21 protein-coding genes and 1 pseudogene are annotated in these 22,479 nt (G+C 69.3%); 12 read left to right on the top strand and 10 right to left on the bottom strand.

The window, feature by feature from the left end; all coding sequences use genetic code 11:
* The first annotated feature begins 139 nt into the window (after window positions 1-139).
* On the top strand, window positions 140-1,117 hold the full coding sequence (locus CBM2594_RS23835) for a chemotaxis protein (RefSeq protein WP_116359249.1): 978 nt from the start codon (window positions 140-142) through the stop codon (window positions 1,115-1,117).
* A 314-nt stretch (window positions 1,118-1,431) separates the two neighbouring features.
* Here CBM2594_RS23835 and CBM2594_RS23830 read toward each other — a convergent pair whose 3' ends face one another.
* Both CBM2594_RS23830 and CBM2594_RS23825 read right to left on the bottom strand, forming a co-directional pair.
* A complete protein-coding gene (locus CBM2594_RS23830; protein WP_116359248.1) occupies window positions 1,432-2,088 on the bottom strand; it encodes a peroxiredoxin in 657 nt (218 codons plus the stop codon).
* Window positions 2,089-2,174: 86 nt separating this feature from the next.
* Entirely contained in the window at window positions 2,175-2,612 is a 438-nt protein-coding gene (locus CBM2594_RS23825) for a universal stress protein (protein ID WP_116359247.1), read from the bottom strand.
* A 211-nt stretch (window positions 2,613-2,823) separates the two neighbouring features.
* Here CBM2594_RS23825 and CBM2594_RS23820 point away from each other — a divergent pair, with 211 nt between their 5' ends.
* Window positions 2,824-4,509: a SulP family inorganic anion transporter gene (locus CBM2594_RS23820; RefSeq protein ID WP_116359246.1), complete on the top strand. Its 1,686-nt coding sequence runs from the start codon at window positions 2,824-2,826 to the stop codon at window positions 4,507-4,509.
* 1 nt (window position 4,510) lies between these two features.
* Here the strand turns inward: CBM2594_RS23820 and CBM2594_RS23815 are convergent, their stop codons facing one another.
* From CBM2594_RS23815 to CBM2594_RS23785, 7 genes are all read right to left on the bottom strand, one after another.
* Window positions 4,511-4,705 carry a CopG family transcriptional regulator gene (locus CBM2594_RS23815; RefSeq protein WP_092314319.1) on the bottom strand — a complete coding sequence of 65 codons (195 nt, stop codon included), beginning with the start codon at window positions 4,703-4,705 and terminating at the stop codon, window positions 4,511-4,513.
* Window positions 4,706-5,066: 361 nt separating this feature from the next.
* The gene (locus tag CBM2594_RS23810; RefSeq protein WP_116359245.1) at window positions 5,067-6,185 is read right to left on the bottom strand and encodes a dihydrolipoamide acetyltransferase family protein; all 1,119 of its coding nucleotides are present in this window, start codon (window positions 6,183-6,185) and stop codon (window positions 5,067-5,069) included.
* A 44-nt stretch (window positions 6,186-6,229) separates the two neighbouring features.
* Complete coding sequence (locus CBM2594_RS23805) at window positions 6,230-7,207, bottom strand: alpha-ketoacid dehydrogenase subunit beta (RefSeq protein WP_116359244.1); 978 nt, start codon at window positions 7,205-7,207, stop codon at window positions 6,230-6,232.
* Window positions 7,208-7,275: 68 nt separating this feature from the next.
* Window positions 7,276-8,361, bottom strand: a complete 1,086-nt coding sequence (gene pdhA, locus CBM2594_RS23800) for a pyruvate dehydrogenase (acetyl-transferring) E1 component subunit alpha (protein WP_116359243.1) — start codon at window positions 8,359-8,361, stop codon at window positions 7,276-7,278.
* 212 nt (window positions 8,362-8,573) lie between these two features.
* Entirely contained in the window at window positions 8,574-9,482 is a 909-nt protein-coding gene (locus CBM2594_RS23795; RefSeq protein ID WP_116359242.1) for a LysR family transcriptional regulator, read from the bottom strand.
* A gap of 77 nt (window positions 9,483-9,559) precedes the next feature.
* Window positions 9,560-10,333 (bottom strand): SDR family oxidoreductase, encoded by a 774-nt coding sequence (locus CBM2594_RS23790; protein WP_116359241.1) that lies wholly within the window; start codon window positions 10,331-10,333, stop codon window positions 9,560-9,562.
* 203 nt (window positions 10,334-10,536) lie between these two features.
* Window positions 10,537-11,358, bottom strand: coding sequence for a MetQ/NlpA family ABC transporter substrate-binding protein (locus CBM2594_RS23785; protein WP_116359240.1), 822 nt, complete (start codon window positions 11,356-11,358; stop codon window positions 10,537-10,539).
* 174 nt (window positions 11,359-11,532) lie between these two features.
* Between CBM2594_RS23785 and CBM2594_RS23780 the strand changes: the two genes are divergently transcribed.
* The 3 genes from CBM2594_RS23780 to CBM2594_RS23770 are packed head-to-tail and all read left to right on the top strand — an operon-like array spanning window position 11,533 to window position 14,143.
* Window positions 11,533-11,889 (top strand): hypothetical protein, encoded by a 357-nt coding sequence (locus tag CBM2594_RS23780; RefSeq protein WP_116359239.1) that lies wholly within the window; start codon window positions 11,533-11,535, stop codon window positions 11,887-11,889.
* A 53-nt stretch (window positions 11,890-11,942) separates the two neighbouring features.
* Window positions 11,943-13,187: a cardiolipin synthase ClsB gene (gene clsB / locus CBM2594_RS23775; RefSeq protein ID WP_116359238.1), complete on the top strand. Its 1,245-nt coding sequence runs from the start codon at window positions 11,943-11,945 to the stop codon at window positions 13,185-13,187.
* A complete protein-coding gene (locus CBM2594_RS23770) occupies window positions 13,184-14,143 on the top strand; it encodes a lysylphosphatidylglycerol synthase domain-containing protein (RefSeq protein ID WP_116359237.1) in 960 nt (319 codons plus the stop codon). Before clsB ends, CBM2594_RS23770 begins: the two co-directional genes overlap by 4 nt.
* Before the next feature lie 99 nt (window positions 14,144-14,242).
* Here the strand turns inward: CBM2594_RS23770 and CBM2594_RS23765 are convergent, their stop codons facing one another.
* Window positions 14,243-15,517 (bottom strand): O-acetylhomoserine aminocarboxypropyltransferase/cysteine synthase family protein, encoded by a 1,275-nt coding sequence (locus CBM2594_RS23765; protein WP_116359236.1) that lies wholly within the window; start codon window positions 15,515-15,517, stop codon window positions 14,243-14,245.
* A 393-nt stretch (window positions 15,518-15,910) separates the two neighbouring features.
* On the opposite strand from CBM2594_RS23765, the gene soxC reads away from it, so the two are divergent.
* The 7 genes and pseudogenes from soxC (at window position 15,911) to CBM2594_RS23730 (ending at window position 22,479) form a co-directional block, all read left to right on the top strand.
* Window positions 15,911-17,152 carry a sulfite dehydrogenase gene (soxC, locus tag CBM2594_RS23760; protein ID WP_116359235.1) on the top strand — a complete coding sequence of 414 codons (1,242 nt, stop codon included), beginning with the start codon at window positions 15,911-15,913 and terminating at the stop codon, window positions 17,150-17,152.
* Window positions 17,139-17,725 (top strand): annotated as a pseudogene (locus tag CBM2594_RS23755) (c-type cytochrome). Before soxC ends, CBM2594_RS23755 begins: the two are co-directional and overlap by 14 nt.
* Before the next feature lie 152 nt (window positions 17,726-17,877).
* Complete coding sequence (locus CBM2594_RS23750; RefSeq protein ID WP_174080099.1) at window positions 17,878-18,804, top strand: TauD/TfdA dioxygenase family protein; 927 nt, start codon at window positions 17,878-17,880, stop codon at window positions 18,802-18,804.
* A gap of 81 nt (window positions 18,805-18,885) precedes the next feature.
* A complete protein-coding gene (locus CBM2594_RS23745; protein ID WP_116359233.1) occupies window positions 18,886-19,911 on the top strand; it encodes an ABC transporter substrate-binding protein in 1,026 nt (341 codons plus the stop codon).
* Window positions 19,912-19,913: 2 nt separating this feature from the next.
* Window positions 19,914-20,750 (top strand): ABC transporter ATP-binding protein, encoded by an 837-nt coding sequence (locus CBM2594_RS23740; RefSeq protein ID WP_116359232.1) that lies wholly within the window; start codon window positions 19,914-19,916, stop codon window positions 20,748-20,750.
* A 15-nt stretch (window positions 20,751-20,765) separates the two neighbouring features.
* On the top strand, window positions 20,766-21,647 hold the full coding sequence (locus CBM2594_RS23735; protein ID WP_116359231.1) for an ABC transporter permease: 882 nt from the start codon (window positions 20,766-20,768) through the stop codon (window positions 21,645-21,647).
* Between the two features lie 61 nt (window positions 21,648-21,708).
* Window positions 21,709-22,479 carry a class I SAM-dependent methyltransferase gene (locus CBM2594_RS23730; protein WP_116359230.1) on the top strand — a complete coding sequence of 257 codons (771 nt, stop codon included), beginning with the start codon at window positions 21,709-21,711 and terminating at the stop codon, window positions 22,477-22,479.

Below are 22,479 nucleotides of genomic sequence, written 5' to 3'. Positions count from 1 at the left end.
ATGCGCCGCGTGCGCCTCTCAACTCCCGTTGCCCCGCGCCGATATCCAGTCATGAAACCTGCCGTCCGCCATCCGCCGCGGCGGCAGCCAGATGACAACGACGGCGGCAAATACCACACGCACGGCACGGGAGCGACGCATGAGCAGTTCCATGAGGGACATCGACGAACGGACTAACCTCACCAACAACAACCAGTTCGAGCTGCTGCTGTTCCGGCTCGGCGAGGCCGAGCATTCCGGCCAGTCGGAGCTGTTCGGCATCAACGTCTTCAAAGTGCGCGAGATCCTGGTGATGCCGCCGGTGACGACCGTGGTCGGTGCCGACCCGTCGATCCTGGGCATGGCCGATATCCGCGGCCAGGTGATCCCGGTGATCGACCTGCCGCGGCTGGTGGGCTGCAAGCCGCGCAGCGGCCTGGGCATCCTGCTGGTGACGGAATACGCCCGCTCGACCCAGGGCTTCGCGGTCGAGGCGGTCGAGGAAATCGTGCGGCTGGAATGGAACCAGGTGCATTCGGCCGAGGCCAGCGTGCGCACCGGCCATGTGACCAGCATCGCCAAGCTGGAGGGCGGCACGGGAGAGGGCGCCGACGGCACCGACGCGGCGCGCCTGGTGCAGGTGCTCGACGTCGAGCAGATCCTGCGCGACGTGCTGCCCACGCGCCAGCCCGACGTGGATCCGGGCGAGGTCGGGCCGCAGCTGCAACTGCGGCCTGGCGCCAAAGTGATTGCCGCCGACGACTCGGCGCTGGCGCGCGGCCTGATCGAGCAGGGCCTGAAGGCGCTGGGCGCGCCGGTGGTGATGACCAAGTCCGGCAAGGAAGCCTGGGAACTGCTGGACCGCATCGCGACCGAGGCAGCCAGCCATGGCCGCGCGCTCCAGGACGAGGTGGCGCTGGTGCTGACCGACCTGGAAATGCCCGAGATGGACGGCTTTACGCTGACCCGCAAGATCAAGGCCGACAGCCGGCTGAAATCGCTGCCGGTGGTGATTCATTCATCACTGTCGGGCGAGGCCAGCGAAGAACATGTGCGCAAGGTGGGCGCCGACGCCTATGTCGCCAAGTTTGTCGCGAAGGAGCTGGCCGACACCATCCGCACGGTGCTGACGCGCTGACGACGCGTGTCCCGCGGCAGGCACAAAATGCAAGCGCCCGCAACCATTCCCGTACGCCGGCTGGTTGCCTATAAAACGGGCACTCCAGCGCGTTCCAGCGCGGGCGCGCCCTTCGCGGTTGTCAAGAGGGGGGATATCCACTGATCCTGTGGATATTTTCTGTGGACAAGTCGGGCCCGCCGGTGCGCTCCCGGCCGGCATCACGCGATGCCGGCCGGGAAGCCCCGACCGCGGCCTGGCGCGGGCTTCCGCGCCGCCGCGCTCCCTGGCGCCGCCGCTCCTCGCTCTCCCTGTTCCCGTCCGTTGCCGTTGCGCTACTTGGGTTGTGCCACCGTGCGCAGGTAGGGCTTCAGCGTCTTGAAGCCCTGCGGGTATTTCTTGTTCGCTTCCTCGTCCGAGACCGAGGTCGGGATGATGACGTCCTCGCCCGGCTTCCAGTTCACCGGCGTCGCCACGGTGTGCTTGGCATTGAGCTGCAGCGAATCGAGCAGCCGCAGCACCTCGTCGAAATTGCGCCCCGCGCTCATCGGGTACACCAGCATCGCCTTCACCTTCTTGTCCGGGCCGATGATGAACACCGAGCGGATGGTGGCGTTGTCAACCGCGGTGCGCGGGCCACCGCCGCTGGCCTCGGGGTGGATCATGTCGTAGAGCTTGGCCACCTTCAGGTCGGCATCGCCGATCATCGGGTAGTTGACGGTGCAGCCCTGCGTTTCCTCGATGTCCTTGACCCAGCGCTGGTGGTCGCCCACCGGATCGATGCTCAGGCCGATGATCTTGGTATTGCGCTTGTCGAATTCGGGCTTGAGCCGGGCCATGTAGCCCAGCTCGGTGGTGCACACCGGCGTGAAGTCCTTGGGATGCGAGAACAGGATCGCCCAGCCGTCGCCGATCCACTCATGGAAGTTGATCTGGCCTTCCGTGGTCTCGGCGGTGAAATCAGGGGCTTGCTCGCCCAGTCGAATCGCCATGGTTGCGCTCCTTGCAGTTGGCTTGGTTTGGAATCGCGCGTCGCCGCGCACTGTGGCCCGCTATCTCGCCGTGGCGCCGTCTCCCGCTAGCGGAACACCAGCACCGGGATCGTGCTGTGGGTCAGCACCTTGTGCGTCTCGCTGCCGATCAGCAGCGCCTGCAGCCCGCGCTTGCCGTGCGACGACATCACGATCAGGTCGCACTCGCGCTGCTGCGCGCAGTCGATGATGGCCTGCCACGGATGGTCGTCGGTGGCGGTGATGACCTCGCAGGGCACCCCGGCCTGCGCCGCGGCCTGGCTGAGCGCGGCCAGCACGGTGTCGGCGTGGCGCGCGGCCTCGGCGGCAAGGTTGCCCTGGGTGTCTTGCAGGCTGGTCAGCCGGTGGGTGAGCACGTGGTACTCGGGCAGCACATGCAGCCCCGTCACGCGGGCGCCGATGCGGCTGGCGAAGGCCATGGCGCGGCCCACCATGGCATCGGCGCGCGGGGAGCCGTCGGTCGGTACAAGGAGGTGCCGGAACATGATGAGTCTCCGCTTGCAGAGAGATGCGCGCCAGCCGGGCGCGTCCGCGTACTGGCGGGCGAGCCAATCCAGTATAGGAATTGCGCGGCATAAGGAACAGGAGACCCGGCGGCCGGAGCGCGGCGGCCCCGGCCGGCGGCGCTGGCGAGCATTAACATCCTGTTATCATCCGATGCACCTGTAGCCCCGCACCGATGGAAGGGACCGACGCATGATTGCGCTGCGCGAAGCTTGGCTGGCCGGATTGTTCCGACGCGGCAACTGGCTGCCGAACCTGGTGTCGGGCGTGATCGTCGGGGTGGTGGCACTGCCGCTGGCGATGGCGTTTGCGATTGCCTCGGGCGCCAAGCCGGAGCAGGGCCTGTACACGGCCATCGTCGCCGGGCTGGCGGTGTCGCTGTTCGGCGGCAGCCGGGTGCAGATCGCCGGGCCCACCGGCGCGTTTATCGTGGTGCTGTCCGCGGTGACCGCGCGCCACGGCATCGACGGTCTGCAGATCGCCACGCTGATGGCGGGGCTGATCCTGCTGGCGATGGGGCTGACGCGGCTGGGCAGCGTGATCCGCTACATTCCCGCGCCGGTGATCGTCGGCTTTACCGCGGGCATCGGCGTGATCATCTTTGTCGGCCAGTGGCGCGATTTCTTCGGGCTGCCGCCGGTGGCCGGCGCGCATTTCCATGAAAAGCTCTGGCACCTGCTGCAGGCGCTGCCGCAATGGCACCCGGCCACCACCGCGCTGGCGCTGGGCAGCCTGGCGCTGGTGGTGGGCGCGCCGCGCGTGCGCTGGCTGCGGCGCGTGCCGGGACCGCTGGTGGCGTTGGTGGTGATCACCGCAGTGCAGGCGCTGTTCCGCTTCGACGGCGTGGCCACCATCGGCACGGCCTTCGGCGGCCTGCCGCGCGGCTTGCCGGTGCCGGCGCTGCCGGACATCACGCTGGCGCGCGTGCTGGAACTGGCCGGGCCCGCCTTCACCATTGCCATGCTCGGCGCGATCGAATCCTTGCTGTCGGCGGTGGTGGCCGACGGCATGGCCGGCACCCGGCATGATTCGAACCAGGAACTGGTCGGCCAGGGCATCGCCAATGTGCTGGCGCCGCTGTGCGGCGGGTTTGCCGCCACCGGCGCGATCGCGCGCACCGCCACCAATATCCGCAACGGCGGCAACAGCCCGCTGGCCGGCGTGGTGCACGCGCTGACGCTGGTGCTGGTGCTGCTGTTGCTGGCGCCGCTCGCGGCCAGCGTGCCGCTGGCCGCGCTGGCCGCGATCCTGTTCGTGGTGGCCTACAACATGAGCGAGATGCGCCAGTTCGCGCGCATGGTCCGGCGCGCACCGCGCGCCGATGTGGCGATCCTGCTGATCACCTTTACGCTGACGGTGCTGACCGACCTGGTGGTGGCGGTCAATATCGGCGTGATCCTGGCCATGCTGCAGTTCCTGCGGCGCATGTCGGCATCAGTGGAGGTGGCACCGCAGGCCGCCGAGGCCGTGGCGCGCGAACTGGGCGATGCGGGCACCGGCGCGGTGGCGCCGATGCCGCGGGGCGTTCTGGTCTATGTCATCGACGGGCCGTTCTTCTTCGGTGCGGTCGAGGCCTGCGAGCGCGCGCTGGTGCAGACCCATACCGAGCCGCGCGTGCTGCTGATCCGCCTGGGCCGCGTGCCGTTCATGGACATGACCGGCCTGCAGACGCTGGAGGCGGTGATCGTCACGCTGCAGAAGCGCGGCGTCGCCGTGGTGCTGGCCGAAGCCAATGCAAGGGTCAGGGAAATGCTGGCGCGCGCCGGTGTGCTGGCGGCGCTGGGTGAGGGCAACTACGCGGATACGCTGGCGCAGGCGGCGCAACGCTGCGCCGCGCTGGCCGGGGACGAGGCAGGCGCGGGCAACGCCCCGCGCTGAGTCACTTCTTCTGGCGCGTGCTGCCCGCCGGCCTGGGCTTGGTGGCGTAATCCACGCCGTGCTGCGCCAGGTAATCGCGGATCAGCTGGCGCACCACCTGCGACGGCGTCAGGTCCTGCGCGGCGCACAGCGTTTCAAAGGCCTTCTTCTTGACCGGATCGATCAGGATGGTCAGGCGGGCGGTCTTGGATTCCATGTGGGTGTGCGGCGGTCCGGGCCGGTGGTGGCGGCGGCGATTGGATGGGGGATTATATACAGCGCCGGAGCGGTGCCTGGCGGTCGTCTGCACGCCGGTGGTTTGCTCCCCTACCCAGTAACCTTCGCTAAGCCTTCGATCTTGTTAGCGCCACCACAAAGATCAAAGACCACCGTCATTCCCGCGAAAGCGGGAACCCAGCGACTTTGAGAAGCGCTTGCGCTTCAAAGACACTGGGTCCCCGCCTACGCGGGGACGACGTGTCGGTGACTGGGAGCAAGTCGGCATGGCCAGCGTGCTCCCTCTCCCGCAAGCGGGAGAGGGAGCACACCGCCAGTGCTCGAAAAACCAGAAGTCTTCCTTATTCCGCCATCTCCAGATCCGCAATCACCGCCGCCAGGAAGCGCGCCGCTTCCCCGCCCGTGACCACACGATGGTCGAAGGTCAGGCTCAGCGGCATCACCCGGTGCACAGCGGGCGCGCCGGCGGCCGCGACCACTTCGTCGCGCACGCGCCCGGCGCCCAGGATCGCGACGGTAGGCGGCACCACGATCGGCGCAGCATAGCGCCCCGCGATCATGCCGAAGTTGGACAGCGTGATGGTGTTGCCGCGCATCTCTTCCGGGGCGATGGTGCGCGCGCGGATGTCGGCGCGCATGCGGTCGAGGCCGTGGCGCAGGTCGGCGGCGTCGCGGTTGCCGACATCGCGCAGCACCGGCACGAACAGGCCTTCGGGCAGGTCGGCGGCAATGCCGACGTCGATCTTCTTCAGCACGTGGCGGCGCCCGGTCTGCCCTTCATACCAGGCGTTGAGTCCCGGCTCGGCGCGGCAGCCGGCCACCAGAGCGCGTACCAGCCGGATGGTGACATCGGCGCCGGACTGCCAGGCGTGGATATCGGCGTCATCCATCACGGTGGCGGCGGCCACTTCGGCCTGCGCGCGCGCCATGTTCTGCGCCATCGCGCGGCGCACGCCGCGCAGTTCCTCGGGCGCGCCGAGGTCAGCCAGCGTGGCGGCGACCCGTTCCACGTCGGCGGCGGTGACCACGCCCTCGGGCCCGGACGCGGTGGCCATCGCCAGGTCGACGCCGAGCCGGCGCGCCAGCGCGCGCACCGCCGGCGTGGCCTTGACGCGCGCGGCCATGCCCGCCGCGGGCGCCGCGATGCCGGGCGGCGCGGCTTCACTGGCCACGTGCGTGCCGACCTGGACCGAGCCGACCACGGTGCCGGCGTCGGCATCCTCGCCGGCGCCCTCGAAGCCCACCAGCGGTGCGCCCAAGTGGACGATGTCGCCGGGCTGCGCAAACAGCTTGCCGATGCTGCCGGCATAGGGCGACGGAATCTCGACGATCGCCTTGGCCGTCTCCACCGACAGCAGCGGCTGGTCCGCGGCCACGGTGTCGCCGGTCTTGACGTGCCAGGCGACGATCTCGGCCTCCTGCAGGCCTTCACCCAGGTCGGGCAGCTTGAAGACTCGCATCGGTCCTCCTTGGCTAGCTTGAACGATGTGCGGCTGGCTGGCGACTACGCCGCCAGCGCCCTGCGCGCCGCATCGACGATGCGCGCGACGCCGGGCAGGTAGGTGTATTCCAGCCGCGCCAGCGGCACCACGGTATCGAAGCCGGTCACGCGCTGCACCGGCGCGGCCAGCGAGTACAGCCCGGCATCGGCCAGCTGCGCGGCGATCTCGGCGCCGAAGCCGGCGGTGCGCGGGGCCTCGTGCACGATCACGCAGCGCCCGGTGCGCGCGACCGCGTCCAGGATGGTCTGCATGTCCAGCGGCTTGAGCGTGGCCACGTCGATGACCGTCGCGGTAACGCCTTCGGCGGCCAGCGCGTCGGCGGCGGCCAGCGTTTCCTGCACCATCGCGCCCCAGCTGACCAGCGTGATGTCGCTGCCTTCGCGCAGCGTGAAGCAGGTGTCGAGCGGCAGCGCCGCGCCGTCGTCGGCCACTTCCTGGCGGAACAGGCGGTACAGCCGCGTGGGCTCGAGGAAGATCACCGGGTCCGGGTCGGCGATCGCCGCCAGCAGCAGCCCGTAGGCGCGCGCCGGCGATGACGGCACCACCACGCGGATGCCCGGCATATGCGCGAACATCGCCTCCGGGCTTTCGGAGTGGTGCTCGGGCGCGTGGATGCCGGCGCCGCACGGCGAGCGCACCACCAGCGGGCAGGTCAGCCGCCCGCGCGTGCGGTGGCGCATGCGTCCGGCGTGGTTGATGATGTGATCGACCGCCGGGTAGATAAAGCCGGTGAACTGGATCTCGGCCACCGGCTTGAGGCCCATCGCCGCCATGCCGATCGCCGCGCCGACGATGCCGCCTTCGGCCAGCGGCGTATCCATGACGCGCGCGGCGCCGAAGCGCGCCTGCAGGCCGACGGTGGCACGGAACACGCCGCCGTTGACGCCGATGTCCTCGCCCAGCAGCAGCACATCGGGATCGTGCTCCAGCGCATGGGCCAGCGCCAGGTTGACTGCTTCGACCAGATTGATTTCCGCCATGGTTCGCTCGCTGTGGGCCAGGGTCGATGGAGGCGTGCGCGCGGCGCCGGCAGCGCCGGCCGCCGCGACTAGCCGTGCTGCGCCGGGAAGCGGCGCGCGATTTCCAGCTGCGCCTGCAGCTCGGCCGGCATGGCCGCGTACAGGCAGTCGAACATCGCCGCCGGGTCTGGCGGCGGCATGGCCAGGTAGGTCTCGACGGCCTGCGCGACCTGCTGCGAGCACGCCCTGACCAGCGCTTCTTCGCGCGCCGCGTCCCAGGCATGCAGGGCCAGCAGGTGGGTGCGCAGCCGCAACAGCGGCTCGTGCTGCCAGTGCGCCTTGACGCTGGCCTCGTCGCGGTAGCGCGAGGCATCGTCGGCGGTGGTGTGGTCGCCCAGCCGGTAGGTGATGGCCTCGATCAGCGCGGGGCCGCCGCCATCGCGCGCGCGCGCGATCGCTTCGCCCACGCGATGGCGTACCGCGACCACATCGTTGCCGTCGACCTGCTCGCCCGGGATGCCGGCGGCAATGGCCTTCTGCGCCAGCGTCTGCGCCGCGGTCTGGCTGCTGCGCGGCATCGAGATCGCCCACTGGTTGTTGTTGATCACGATCACCAGCGGCGCGCGCCAGGCGCCTGCCATGTTCATGCCTTCATGGAAATCACCCTTGGAGGTGCCGCCGTCGCCCAGCAGGCAGACCGCCACGCGCGGCTCGCCGCGCAGCTGGAACGCGTAGGCGGCGCCGGCCGCGTGGCACACCTGGGTGCCGATCGGCACGCAGTTGGCAAAGTCATGCGGCGCCGCGGCAAAGCCGCTGCCGCGCTCGTCGCCGCCCCAGTAGAGCAGGCTCTCGGTCATCGTGACGCCGCGCACAAACTGCGCCGCGTGGTCGCGGTACGAGGGCACCAGCACATCTTCCGGCCGCATGGCGTAGGCCACGCCGACGCCGATGGCCTCCTGGCCGAGCGCCGAGGCGAACGTGCCGATCTTGCCGGTGCGTTGCAGCGCGATCGCCTTCAGGTCGAACTGGCGCGTCAGCACCATCGCCTGGTACAGCGGTACCAGTGCGTCAGGGTCGCTGGCGAACGGGGGCGGGGAAGCAGTGGGGGTAGAGGTGTCGCCCGGTGGGGCAAGGTAGCGGGTATAGCCGATCTCAAAGCGCGCAACCGTGGACATGGCAGGTCTCTCGATGCGGTTGTCTCGACAGGATCCGCGCGGACAGTGGCGAGGATCTTCGCAGCCATCCGCAGCAATGATCGCGTTGTGATCCCTGCCGTGCTTTTTGGGCGCGGGGGACTTGAGCTTGAGTGTAGGGCATTTGCGCGGCCGGCGCCGCGCGAAATTGTCTTGCTGCGCACAATGCGGCAGGGCCTGCCGCGCAGCGGCGCTCAGCCTTGCAGGTGCGGCTGCATCAGCGCGCGGAACCACTCCAGGAACACCGCGAGCCGTTGCGAGCGCTGGCGGCGGTGCGGGTAGAGCAGCGACACCGGCATGCCCGCCGGGCGCCAGTCGGGCATGACTTCCAGCAACTGGCCAGTGTCGAGCAGGTGCTGCACGTCGAAGCGCGGAATCTGGATCAGGCCCAGCCCGGCCAGGCAGCAGGCGATGTAGCTCTCGGCGTTGTTGACCGATACGCGCGTTGCTACCTCCGTCTCGTGCGCGCTGCCATCGGCCTCCAGGAATTCCCACGGCAGGTCGCGGCCGGTGCGCGGGCTGGCGTAGCCCACCGCGAGGTGGCCGCGGCGCAGGTCCGCCGGATCGCGGGGCTCGCCATGTTCGCGCAGGTAGGCCGGGCTGGCGCAGTTGACCAGCGCGATCCGGCCCAGCGGCCGCACCACCAGGCTGCTGTCGGCCAGCACGCCGAAGCGCACCGCGCAATCCACGCCCTGCTGCACCAGGTCGATGGTGCGGTCGCTGGAACCGAGCGACAGCTGCAGCCGCGGATGGCGCCGCAGCAGCGCGGGCAGCGCGGGTGCCACCAGCCGGCGCGCGATGCGGCTGGGCATATCGACGTTGAGCCGGCCGCTGGCCTGGCGCTGGCCGGCCTGGAACAGCTGGTCGATATCCTCGACCTCGGCCAGCAGCGGGCGCAGCCGCTCCAGCAATTGCGCGCCATCGGCGCTCAGCCGCACCTGCCGCGTGGTCCGGTGCAGCAGGCGCGTGCCCACCTGGGCTTCCAGTCCCTGCACCGCCGCCGACACCGACGCGCGCGGCAGCCCCAGCGCATGGGCGGCCTTGATAAAGCTGCCCATCTCGGCCACCTGCAGGAACACGCGGTACTGGTCGAATCTGTCCATACGCCTCGCTCGTCGATGGCGCAAGCATACCTGCATTGCGCCACCACGACGGCGCCCGGCGCGGCTTGCCGGGTGGCTTACTTGGTCGTATAGCCGCCGTTGATCAGGATGGTCTGGCCCGTGATCCACCAGCCGTCGCTGACCAGATGGCGGACAAAGGGCACCACATCCTCGATATGCGTCAGTCCGGTCGGCGAGAACGGCGACAGCGCCGCCGCGCTCTTGTGATAGGCCACGGCATCGTCGCCTTCCTGGCCGTAGAAGAACGGCGTATCCATCGGCCCCGGCCCCACCGCGGTCACCGAGATGCCGCGTGCGCCAAACTCTTTGGCGGCGGCGCGGGTAAAGTGTTCGACCGGCGCCTTGGTGCCGGCATAGGCGGCATAGAAGGGCGTGAACGCGCCCAGCAGCGAGGTCACCAGCGTCACGATCTTGCCGTGGTCATTGACGTGGCGGCCGGCCTCCTTCAGGAAGAAGAAGGCGGACTTGGCATTGACGGCCGACATCTCGTCGTACTCGGCCTCGCTGATCTCGGCGAACGGCTTCTTCAGCACCTTGCCCACCGTGTTGATGGCGATATCGGGCCGGCCCACCGCGGCCACGGCATCGGCAAACAAGCGCTCGACCGCAGCCGCGCTGCTCAGGTCCGCCTGCAGCGCCACCGCCCGGGCGCCGCTTGCCTGGATCGCCTGGACCGTGGCTTCGGCGTCGGCGCGCGAAGCGGCGCTGTGGTAGTGGATGGCGATGGCGCGCGCGCCCTGCGCGGCCAGGTCGCGCGCGATCAGCCCGCCCAGGTTCTTGGCGCCGCCGGCGATCAGCGCGACCTTGCCGCGGATGGAATGGTCAGCCATGGAAACTCTCCTGTGATGCGTCGAAGGAGGCTTCAGCTTAGGCGGCGGGGACCGTGGAATAAATCGGCGGCGGCTGGATAGATCATCCAGGAAACCAGAACAATGCGCGCGGCATCGGGACCTGACGGCGGTGCAAGGGCAAGGCGCTTGCGCACAAGGCAAAAGAGCGCCTCGCGGCGCTCCTTGCTGGCGTGGCGCGGTGCTCAGCGCTGGTAAGGCGGCGGCACGAAGCCCGCGAAGCGCTGCTGCGTCACGGCCTTGAACTCGGCCGACTGGTAGGCCTCGCGGATGTCCTTGACGAAGGGCTTGTTCAGTTCGGCGGTCTTCACCGCGACCAGGTTCATGTAGTAATCCGGAATCTTCTCCAGCGCCAGCGCCGAGGTCAGCTTCAGGCCCGACGCCAGCGCATAGTTGCCGTTGACGAAGGCATAGTCGACATCGTCGAGCGAGCGCGGCAGCTGTGCGGCCTCGAGCTGGATCAGCTTGAGCTTGTGCGGGTTGGCGTCGATATCGCGTTCGCTGGCGCGGATCGGGTCGGTGCCGGGCTTGAGCGTGACCCAGCCGATCTGCTGCAGGATGGCGATGGCGCGCGCCAGGTTGGTCGGGTCGTTCGGCAGCGACACGGTGTTGCCCGCCTTCACCTCGGCCAGCGTCTTGTGCTTGCGGCTGTAGATGCCGATCGGCGCGGTGGGCACCTGGACCACGTCGCTCAGCGCCAGCTTGCGGTCGGCCGAGAACTTCTTCAGGTAGGCCACGTGCTGGAAGGCGTTGGCGTCGATGGCCCCGTCGGCCAGCGCCAGGTTGGGCTGTACGTAGTCGCTGAACTCGATGATGGTGACCTTGTAGCCGCGCTGTTCCAGCACCGGCTTGACGCCATAGCGGATCTGGTCGGCGTAGGGGCCGGCGGTGGCCCCGAAGCGGATTTCCTTCTTGTCCGGATCGGCCGCGCCGGCGCCTTGCACCACGCCCAGCGCCAGCATGAATGCCGCCAGCCGCGCGGCCAGGCCGAATTTCCCGTATTGCATCGGATGCTCCCCTTGGATGTTGTTGGTTGCCGGCGGCGTCGCGCCGCGGCATCGGCCCATTGTAGGGAAAAGCAGCCAGGGAACGAACGAGCGATTACGCATGGTGATATGCCTGCGCGGAATAAGGCCTACGCTGTAGGAACCGCACCCGCTTGCCTGCCATGGGAGGCCGCCATGCCCGAACAACTGACCAAGCATCCCGACGTCACCATCCAGGTGCTGCGCAGCGCCGGTGCCCGCTGCGGCGAGGGCGAGACGCAGGCCATCCTGCGCAGTTGTCCGCCCGAGCGCTTCTGCAAGCTGCCGGGCGGCGAGGTCTGCGTGTATGGCCTGGATGGCGCGCCCGCGATGACGCAGTTCACTGCCGCCGACTGGCAGTCGCTCGCGCCGCTCGTGCGCGGCAGCGCCGATGACGCTGCCGCGGGACCGTGGGGCGGCATGGCGGTGGCGATCTTCGTTGCCGGCCTGGTCGCCGGGGCGCTGGCCGCCGCGATGATGGCGCGCTGGCGGCGCGGCCGTCGCGGAGCTTAGGGCGGTCGGCGTGGGGATTTCGCTGGCATGGTGTTTGCGGCGATTTGCCGGCCATGACACCGCTGCCGCCCGCTTCCGACCACTTCCGCCTGCTGGAGAACGGCGAGGAGTATTTTCCGTGCGTGTTCGACGCCATTGCGCGCGCACGCGCAAGCGTACTGCTGGAAACTTTTATCCTGTTTGAAGACGAGGTAGGCCACAAATTGCAAGCGGCGCTGGTGGCGGCCGCGCGCCGCGGCGTGCGCGTGGCGCTGACGGTGGATGGCTTCGGCTCGCATGACCTGTCGCCGGCCTTCATCACCGGGCTGGTCGATGCAGGCGTGCAGTTCTGCACATTCTCGCCGCGGCCGCGGCTGTTCGGCGTGCGCACGCACATCTTCCGCCGCATGCACCGCAAGCTGGTCGCCATCGATGCCGAAGTGGCGTTCGTCGGCGGCCTCAATTTCTCGGCGGAGCACCTGTACCAGTTCGGTCCGCTGGCCAAGCAGGACTATGCGGTGGAAATCCGCGGCCCGTTTGCACGCCAGGTGCACGACTTCCTGGTGCGCGCGATGCCCGGCGCATGCCTGCCGCCGCCCCTGCCCGCGGCGCCGGCCGCACGCGAGGGACCGCAGCCGCGCATGCCCGCGCCACGCGCCAGCCTGGTCACGCGCGACAACCACCGCCACCGCAACGACATCGAATTCGCCTACCTGGACGCGATCCGCGCGGCGCGCAGCGAGGTCATCATCGCCAACGCCTACTTCCTGCCGGGCTACCGGCTGCTGCATGCGCTGTGCGAAGCCGCCGCGCGCGGCGTGCGGGTGCGGCTGCTGTTGCAGGGCAAGCCCGACATGCCGTGGGTGGCGCGCGCCGGCGGCCTGCTCTACGCGCACCTGCAGGACGCCGGCGTGCAGATCCTGGAGTACGTCGAGCGGCCCTTCCACGGCAAGGTCGCGGTGGTGGACGACAGCTGGGCCACGGTCGGCTCCAGCAACCTGGACCCGCTGAGCCTGTCGCTGAACCTCGAGGCCAATCTCGTGATCAGCGACGAAGCCTTTGCCCGCCACCTGCGCGGCCGGCTTGAAGCGCTGATCGGCGCGCGCTGCCGCGCCGTGCCGCCGGGATTGAAGTCTCCACGCAGCCGCCTCGACGCGCTGGGCGCGACGCTGATGTTCCACTTCCTGCGCCGCTTCCCCGCCTGGGCCGGCTGGCTGCCGGCGCATGCGCCGCGGCTGGTGCAGCCGATGCCGGGCGGGCGGCGCAATGGGCGGCGCAAAGCGCGGCGCGTGGTGGTGCTGCGCGGAGGCGCGGAATGACGGGCGCCGAGGCCCTGTCGGCGATCCGCCAGCATGCGCACTGGCCGGCCTGGCGCCGCGCCATCGGCATCCTCTTCATTGCCGCCGTGCTGGCGCTGATCGCCCGCAAGCTGGGCACCATCGACTGGGACGCGGTGCTGGCCGCGCTGCGCGGCTTCAACGCGCGCAAGCTGCTGCCGGCGGCCGGCTTCGTCGCGCTGAGCGGGCTGCTGTACAGCCAGTTCGACGTGCTCGGCTGCCGCTATGCCGGGCACCCGCTGCCGCTGCGCCGGGTGATGGCGATCTCCTATGTCAGCTACACGCTCAGTCTCAACCTGGGCGCCACGCTGGGCGGCGCGGGCGTGCGCTACCGGCTGTATTCGCGCGCGGGGCTGAGCGCGCCGCAGATCTGGAGCCTGTTCGTGGTGGTGGTCACGACCAACTGGCTCGGCTATGCCGTGCTGGCAGGCGCCATCCTGGCCGGCGAACTGGTGGTGCTGCCGCCGGAGTGGGGCATTCCTTCAACGCTGACGCGGCTGCTGGGCACGCTGATGCTGGCGGTGCCCGTCGGCTACCTGGCCGCGTGCGCGCTCTGGCACGGCCGCCACCGCACCGTGCGCGACCACGACATCTATGTGCCGTCGATGCGCTTCGCGGCGTTGCAGTGCGTATTGTCGGCGGCGCACTGGATGGCGATGGGTGCGATCCTGTATGCGCTGCTGCATACGCATGCGACGTACTTCACCGTGCTTGGCGTGCTGCTGGCTTCGGGACTGGCGGGCGTGGTGGTGCGCATTCCCGGCGGCCTCGGCGTGATCGAGACCGTGTTCCTGACGATGCTGGGCGACCAGGTGCCGCACGGGCTGCTGCTCGCGGCGCTGATCGCTTACCGCGCGCTGTATTATCTGATTCCGTTGATGATCGGCGCGATCGGGTATTTTGTGCTGGAGGCGCGGGGGAAGCGTGGCGGGGGATAGGCGTGGGGTGAGGTGGTCGGCTGGTGCGAGCGCTGGCCCTCTCCCCCGGCCCCTCTCCCGCAGGCGGGAGAGGGGAGAACACAGGCGGGATGGCGGGGGTCAGGCGGCTGCCAGGGCGCGGTCCAGGTCTTCGATCAGGTCGTCGATATGCTCGATGCCGATCGACAGGCGCACCATGTCCTCGCTGACGCCGGCCGCCTGCAGTTCTGCGGCATTGAGCTGGCGGTGCGTGGTCGACGCAGGGTGGGTCGCCAGCGACTTGGCATCGCCGATATTGACCAGCCGCGTAAACAGCTGCAGCGCATCGAGGAAGCGCGCGCCGCCTTCGCGGCCGCCCTGCTTCAGCCCGAACGACAGGATGCCGGGGCCGCGGCCGCCCAGGTATTGCTGCACCAGCGCGTGGTCGGCATGGTCGGGCAGGCCGGCAAAGTTGACCCACGCCACCTTGGCGTGCTGCCGCAGGTGGCGCGCGATCGCCAGCGCGTTGTCGGTGATGCGGTCCAGCCGCAGCGCCAGCGTTTCGATGCCCTGCAGGATCAGGAACGCGTTGAACGGCGACAGCGCCGCGCCGGTATTGCGCAGCGGCACCACCCGCGCGCGGCCGATATAGGCGGCCGGCCCCAGCGCTTCCGTATAGACCACGCCGTGGTACGACACGTCGGGCTCGTTCAGGCGGCGGAAGCGCTCCTTGTGCTGTGCCCACGGGAACTTGCCGCTGTCGACGATGGCGCCGCCGACGCTGTTGCCATGGCCGCCCAGATATTTGGTCAGCGAATGCACGACGATATCCGCGCCATGCTCGAACGGCCGGCACAGGTAGGGCGACGGCACCGTGTTATCGACGATCAGCGGCACGCCGTGGTTGTGCGCGACGCGCGCGATCGCGGCGATGTCGACCACGTTGCCGAGCGGGTTGCCCACCGACTCGACGAACACCGCCTTGGTGCGCGCGTCGATCAGGTCGCCGAAGCTGGCAGGATTGCGGCCGTCGGCAAAGCGGGTCTCGATGCCGGACTGCGGCAGCGTGTGCGCCAGCAGGTTGTAGGTGCCGCCGTACAGCTGGCTGGACGAGACGATGTTGTCGCCGGCCTCGGCAATGGTCTGGATCGCATAGGTGATCGCCGCCATGCCGGACGCCAGCGCCAGCGCACCGACGCCGCCCTCGAGCGCGGCCAGGCGCTGCTCGAGCACGTCGTTGGTCGGGTTCATGATGCGGCTGTAGATATTGCCGGCCACCTTCAGGTCGAACAGGTCCGCGCCATGCTGCGCGTTGTCGAAGGCGTAGGCCACGGTCTGGTAAATGGGCACGGCCACCGCGCGCGTGGTGGGATCGGGCGAATAGCCGCCATGGACGGCCAGGGTTTCGAGTCTCATCTTGTTCTCTCTTCGTCTCGCTGTTGGGTGCCGGACCGCCGCGACAGGGCAGTGCCTGCCATGGCGCCGGTCATGCCGAGCGGGGCGCCGCGCGGGCGCACCAGGCCGTGCGATGGTACCAGCCAGCCCGTGCACGCCCCTGCGGCGTGGCCGCTATGGTTGCCGACGGCGCTCGCGCGAGGCAAGGAAACTTATTGCATTTGGATATGCGCGGTGCCGCAGCGCAGCGGTCATGCCCCGACCGCGAGCGGCGGCATTGGTTATCGCCCCCGCGCATATGGCGCGCAGCGCGGCGCTGGCATATCGGCATGCATTCTTCTTCGTTGGCCGAGTGCCGGTGCTGTCCTACAGTCTGCGCATTTTGATCGCTACCAGACTGACCCCGCCCTCACGATGAACAATGACCCGACTTCCGGCCGCCGGCGCTTCCTGCAGCGCGGGGCGGTGCTGGGCGCCGCCGCGGCCGGCGCCGCCACCGCGGCGCGCGCTGAACCGCTGACGGTTGCGCCGTGGACGCGCACGCCGGGCGAGCCCGTGCTGTGGCATGCCTACGGCCAGCCGTCCCCGTTCGAGAAAGACGTGGTGCGGCGCAGCCGCAGCGCGGCGCCGCTGCCCGGCGCCAACTCGTCGATGACGCCGCTGCAGGACCTGCGCGGCATCATCACGCCGACCGGGCTGGTGTTCGAGCGCCATCACGCCGGCATCCCGCTGATCGACCCGGCGCAGCACCGGCTGGCGGTGCACGGGCTGGTGGCGCGCCCGCGCATCTTCACCATGGACGACCTGGTGCGCCTGCCGTCGGTATCGCGCATCCATTTCCTGGAGTGCTCGGGCAACACCGGACGCGAGTGGAAGGCGCCCGGCGCCAGGTCCGTGCAGATCAGCCACGGCCTGCTGTCTTGCTGCGAGTGGACCGGCGTGCCGTTGTCCGTGGTACTCGACGAAGTCGGCGTGGCGCCGGAAGCTGCGTGGGTGCTGGCCGAAGGCGCCGACGGCGCAGCCATGACGCGCAGCGTGCCGCTGGCCAAGGCGCTGGAAGACGCATTGCTGGTCTATGCGCAGAACGGCGAGATGCTGCGGCCCGAGCATGGCTATCCGCTGCGGCTGTTCCTGCCGGGCTATGAGGGCAACATGTCCATCAAGTGGCTGCGGCGCCTGAAGCTGGGGCGCGCGCCGTTCATGTCGCGCGAAGAGACGTCGAAGTACACGGACTCCTTGCCCGACGGCAGCGCGCGGCAGTTCACCTTCCTGATGGACGTGAAGTCCGTGATCACCTTCCCCGCGCCGGACCACGAACTGCGTGAGCGCGGATTTTATGAGATCTCGGGCCTGGCGTGGTCGGGCCACGGGCGCATCCGCCGCGTCGAGGTGTCGGTCGATGGCGGCCGCAGCTGGCGCGAGGCGCAGCTGCAGGAGCCGGTGCTGGACCGCGCGCTGGTGCGTTTCCGCCTGCCGTGGCGCTGGGATGGCGGGCCGGCTTCGCTGGAGAGCCGCGCCATCGACGAAGCCGGCAACGTCCAGCCCACGCCGGACCAGCTCGTGGCCGCGCGCGGCGTGGCTTCCACCTATCACTACAACGCGATCCAGCGCTGGCGCGTGGCCGCGGACGGGAGCATTGCCAATGCGCGCGCTTGAACGATTCAGCGGTACCGTCGCGGTCCTCGCGCTGGCCTGCACCGCGCAAACGGCCGTTGCGCAGACCTATGGCATAGGCCGTCCCGCCAGCGAGCGCGACCTTGCCGCGTGGAATATCGACGTGATCCCGGACGGCACGGGCCTGCCGCCGGGCAGCGGCACGGTCGCGCGTGGCCAGCAGGTCTATGCGCAGCACTGTGCCGCATGCCACGGCGTCAATGGCGAAGGCAAGCCGGCCGATGCGCTGGTGGGCGGGCAGGGCACGCTGAAGGACGCCGCCAGGGGAAGGATCCGGTCAAGACCATCGGCAGCTTCTGGCCCTACGCGACCACGGTATTCGACTTCATCAACCGTGCCATGCCCTACAACGCGCCGCAGAGCCTGGCACCGGACGAGGTCTATGCCGTCACCGCGTGGCTGCTGCACAAGAACGGCATCCTGCCCGCAGAGGCGGTGCTTGACGCGCGCACGCTGCCGCAGGTGAAGATGCCGAACCGCGATGGCTTTGTCGCCGACGCGCGCCCGGATACTGCCAACGTGCCGTGCCGCAGCGGTTGCCCAGGCAAGCCCTGATCGCCCGCCAATGTCGAGACATGGATATGCGATAAGCGGATAAGGGCCAGCGATATGATTCGTTGACCGTGCAATGGCCGGCTCTCTACAGTGCAAGCTTGTACGCGGCATCCCGGATGCCGCATCGGTTCCCCCGTATGCCAGAGCTTGCCATGACGACCGCAACCGCCCACGCCAGTGTTTCGCGCCAGCAGAGCGCGCCGCTTTCCACCGTTTCCGCAAACGCGGGCAACTTCGAGATCCGTCCGCTGGACGCGCCGCTGGGCGCGGAAGTGATCGGGCTCGACTTGTCGCAGCCGCTGTCCGACGCGGATCTTGCGCGCATCCATCGCGCCCACCTCGACTACCACGTGGTGGTGTTCCGCGACCAGCAGATCACGCCTGCGCAGCAGATCGATTTCAGCCGCCGCTTCGGCCCGCTGCAGATCCACGTGCTGCACCAGTTCCAGTTGCCGGGCCATCCGGAAGTGCTGGTGGTGTCCAACGTGGTCGAGAACGGCAAGCCGATCGGGCTGGGCGATGCCGGCCACTTCTGGCATTCGGACCTGTCGTACAAGGAAAAGCCCAGCCTCGGTTCGCTGCTGCATGCGCGCGAGCTGCCCGCCGAAGGCGGCGACACGCTGTTCGCCAACATGCACCTGGCCTGGGAAACGCTGCCGGCGGCGCTGCAACGCGCCGTCGATGGCCTGCAGGCCGAGCACACCTACCTGGCGCGTTACGCCGAGCTGCAGCAGCGCAGCCCGTGGCGGCCCAACCTGACGCCGGAGCAGATCGCGCAGGTCAGGCCGGTGCTGCAGCCGGTGGTGCGCACCCATCCGGAAACGGGGCGCAAGGCGCTCTTTGTCAGCGAGCACTTCACCACCCGCATCGTCGGCCTGCCCGAACAGGAAAGCCGCGACCTGCTGGAGCAGTTGTTCGCGCACAGCGTCAAGCCCGCCCACATCTACCGCCACCAGTGGCAGCCACATGACCTGGTGTTCTGGGACAACCGCTCGCTGCTGCATCTTGCCGCGGGCTGTCCGCCGGAACAGCGGCGCGTGATGTACCGCACCACCATCGAAGGCGACGTGCCGCGCTGAAGGCGGCAGCGGTATCGCAGGTCATCCCAGGGCGCTCGCAGCGGCGGGCGCCAATCCACCGTATTCCCTGGAGTCCTGATCATGTTCACTCGTTTTTCCCGCAAGCTCGGCCTGCTGGCGCTGTGCGCCGGCCTGGCCATCACCGGCACCGCGCACGCCGAAGGCAAGCTGCCTACCTCCAAGCTGCGAATTGCGGAGCAGTTCGGCGTGGTCTACCTGCTGCTCAACGTGGCGCGCGACCAGCAGCTGATCGAGAAGCACGGCAAGCAGCAGGGCGTCGACATCAAGGTCGAATGGACGCAACTGTCGGGCGGCGCCGCGGTCAATGACGCGCTGCTGTCCGGTGCCATCGATATCGCCGGCGCCGGCGTGGGCCCGCTGCTGACGCTGTGGGACCGCACCCACGGCAAGCAGAACGTGCGCGGCGTGGCGTCGCTGGGCAACTTCCCGTACTACCTGGTGAGCAACAACCCCAAGGTGAAGTCGATTGCCGATTTCACCGAGAAGGACCGCATCGCGCTGCCGGCGGTGGGCGTGTCGGTGCAGTCGCGCGTGCTGCAGCTGGCTGCGGCCAGGCAATGGGGCGACAAGGAATACAACCGCCTCGACAAGTGGACCGTTGCGGTGCCGCACCCGGACGCCGCCGCGGCGATCATTTCCGGCGGCACCGAGATCACCGGCCACTTCGGCAATCCGCCGTTCCAGGAGCAGGAACTGGCGGGCAACCCCAACGCGCGCATCGTGCTGAACTCGTATGACGTGCTGGGCGGCCCAAGCTCTTCCACGGTGCTGTACGCGACCGAGAAGTTCCGCAACGACAACCCCAAGACCTATCGCGCCTTCGTCGATGCGCTGGCAGAGGCCGCCGCCTTTGCCACCGCCAATCCCGAAGCCGCCGCCGACATCTACCTGCGCCAGAGCAAGGCCCGCACCGACCGCGCGCTGCTGCTGCGCGTGCTGAAGAACCCGCAGGTGCAGTTCCGCGTGGCGCCGCAGAACACCTTTGCGCTGGCCTCGTTCATGCATCGCGTCGGCGCGATCCGCAACCAGCCGAAGTCGTGGCAGGACTATTTCTTCGCGGACCCGGTGACCGCGCAAGGGAGCTGAGCATGGCTACACACAACCTGCGCGTGGTCTCGGACCGCGCCGCGCCGCTGCTGCAGGTGGACGGCGTGTCGCTGGAATACCGCACCCCCGAGCGCATCGTGCGCGCCACGCATCGCGTCAGCTTCGACGTGCACGCGGGCGACCGCTTCGTGCTGCTGGGCCCGTCCGGCTGCGGCAAGTCGACGCTGCTGAAGGCGGTGGCGGGGTTCGTCGCGCCCAGCGAGGGCGAGATCCGGCTCGAAGGCCGGCGCGTGCAGCAGCCTGGCCCGGACCGCATCGTGGTGTTCCAGGAGTTCGACCAGCTGCCGCCCTGGAAGACGGTGCTGCAGAACGTGATATTCCCGCTGCGGCACGCGCGCGGCCTCGCGCGCGCCGAGGCGCGCGAGCTGGCGCTGGACAGCCTGCGCAAGGTGGGCCTGGCCGACTTTGCCGACGCCTATCCGCATACCTTGTCCGGCGGCATGAAGCAGCGTGTGGCCATTGCGCGCGCGCTGGCGATGCGGCCCAAGGTGCTGCTGATGGACGAGCCCTTTGCCGCGCTGGACGCGCTGACGCGCCGGCGCATGCAGGAAGAACTGCTGGCGCTGTGCGATGACGCCGCGCTGACGCTGCTGTTCGTCACCCATTCGATCGAAGAGGCGCTGGTGGTGGGCACGCGCATCCTGCTGCTGTCGCCGCATCCCGGCCGCGTGCGCGCGGAGCTCAACAGCCACCAGTTCAGCCTGGCCAGCCAGGGCGGCTCGGAATTCCAGGCCGCGGCGCAGCGCATCCATGGCCTGCTGTTCGACGCGCCGGACACCGTGACCTTGCCGCAGGCGCGCAGCGCCGCGGCGCGTTGAAACCGACCCTGCATCATGACGCAACCCACCCTGACCCTGGCCGACCCGCTGCGGCCCGAATACGAGCGCGAGCCCGAACCCTTCACCGAAGCCCCGCTGGCGCGCGCGCTGCCGTGGCACCAGCGCGCGTGGCAGCAAGACTGGCTGCGCAAGGCGCTGATCCTGCTGGCGCTGGGACTGATCTGGGAAGCGGTGGCGCGCATCCAGGACAACGACCTGCTGCTGCCTTCCTGCCTGGCCACGCTGCGCGCGTTTGGCGCGGCGGTGGCCAGCGGCGAACTGCCGGGCAAGGCGGCGATCTCGCTGTCGGTGCTGCTGCGCGGCTATGCGGCCGGGATCGTGCTGGCGTTCGTGCTGACCTCGCTGGCGGTATCGACGCGCTTCGGGCGCGACGTGCTGGACACGCTCACCGCCATGTTCAACCCGTTGCCGGCGATTGCACTGCTGCCGCTGGCGCTGCTGTGGTTCGGCCTCGGCACCGGCAGCCTGGTGTTCGTGCTGATCCATTCGGTACTGTGGCCGCTGGCGCTGAACATGTACGCGGGCTTCCGCGCGGTGCCGCCGACGCTGCGCATGGCCGGGCGCAACTACGGCCTGCGCGGGCTGCGCTATGTCGCGCTGGTGCTGGTGCCGGCGGCGCTGCCGGCGATCCTGTCCGGCCTGAAGATCGGCTGGGCCTTTGCCTGGCGCACGCTGATCGCCGCCGAACTGGTGTTCGGCGCGTCGTCGGGGCAGGGCGGTCTGGGCTGGTTCATCTTCCAGAACCGCAATGAGCTCTATACCGACCGCGTGTTCGCCGGGCTGGCCGCGGTGATCCTGATCGGGCTGCTGGTCGAGGGACTGGTGTTCACCACGCTGGAGCGGCTGACGGTGCGGCGCTGGGGCATGCAGCAATAGCCTTGTCCGATGGCGCGCGAGGGCGTAGGCTACGGCACCGGTAACGAACCGGAGCCAGCCCATGACCACCATCCACCAAGCCGCCGCCCAGGGATTCGCCAGCCAGGCCGATACCTACGCGCGCGGACGTCCGGACTATCCCGCAGAAATCGACGCCTGGCTGCGCGGCGCGCTTGGCTTAGCGGCCGGCCGCGTGGTGCTCGACCTCGGCGCGGGCACGGGGAAATTCACGCGCCGGCTGGTGCAGACCGGCGCCACGGTGATCGCGGTGGAGCCGGTGGCGCAGATGCGTGCGCAACTTGCGGCCGCGCTGGCGCCGGTGCAAGCACTGGAAGGCAGCGCCGAGGCGATCCCGCTGGCAGACGCCAGCGTCGACGCCGTGGTCTGCGCGCAGGCTTTCCACTGGTTCGCCAGCGCGCAGGCGCTGGCGCAGATCCGCCGCGTGCTGCGCCCCGGCGGCCGGCTCGGACTGGTATGGAATGTCCGCGATGAAAGCGTGGACTGGGTGGCGCAGCTGACTGCCGTCATGGCGCCGTACGAGGGCGACGCCCCGCGCTTCTACAAGGGCGATTGGAAGCGGGTGTTTCCCGCCGAGGGTTTCGGTCCGCTGGTGCTGCAAAGCCTGCCCTACGCGCATGTCGGACCGCCACAGCAGGTAATCGTGGACCGCGTCATGTCGGTCAGCTTTATCGCGTCGCTGCCCGCGCCGGAGCAGGCGCGCGTGCGTGCGCGGCTGGAGGCGCTCATCGACCGGCATCCGGCGCTGTCGGCCCGCACCGAGGTCGCCTTCCCGTACCGCACCGAGGCCTATCACTGCGAACGGCTCGCCTGA

The organism is Cupriavidus taiwanensis (genome assembly GCF_900249755.1).
GTDB classification, from domain to species: Bacteria; Pseudomonadota; Gammaproteobacteria; order Burkholderiales; family Burkholderiaceae; genus Cupriavidus; species Cupriavidus taiwanensis_D.
Note: the sequence above shows the minus strand (reverse complement) of the source record. Positions and strands in the feature narration are given on the sequence as shown.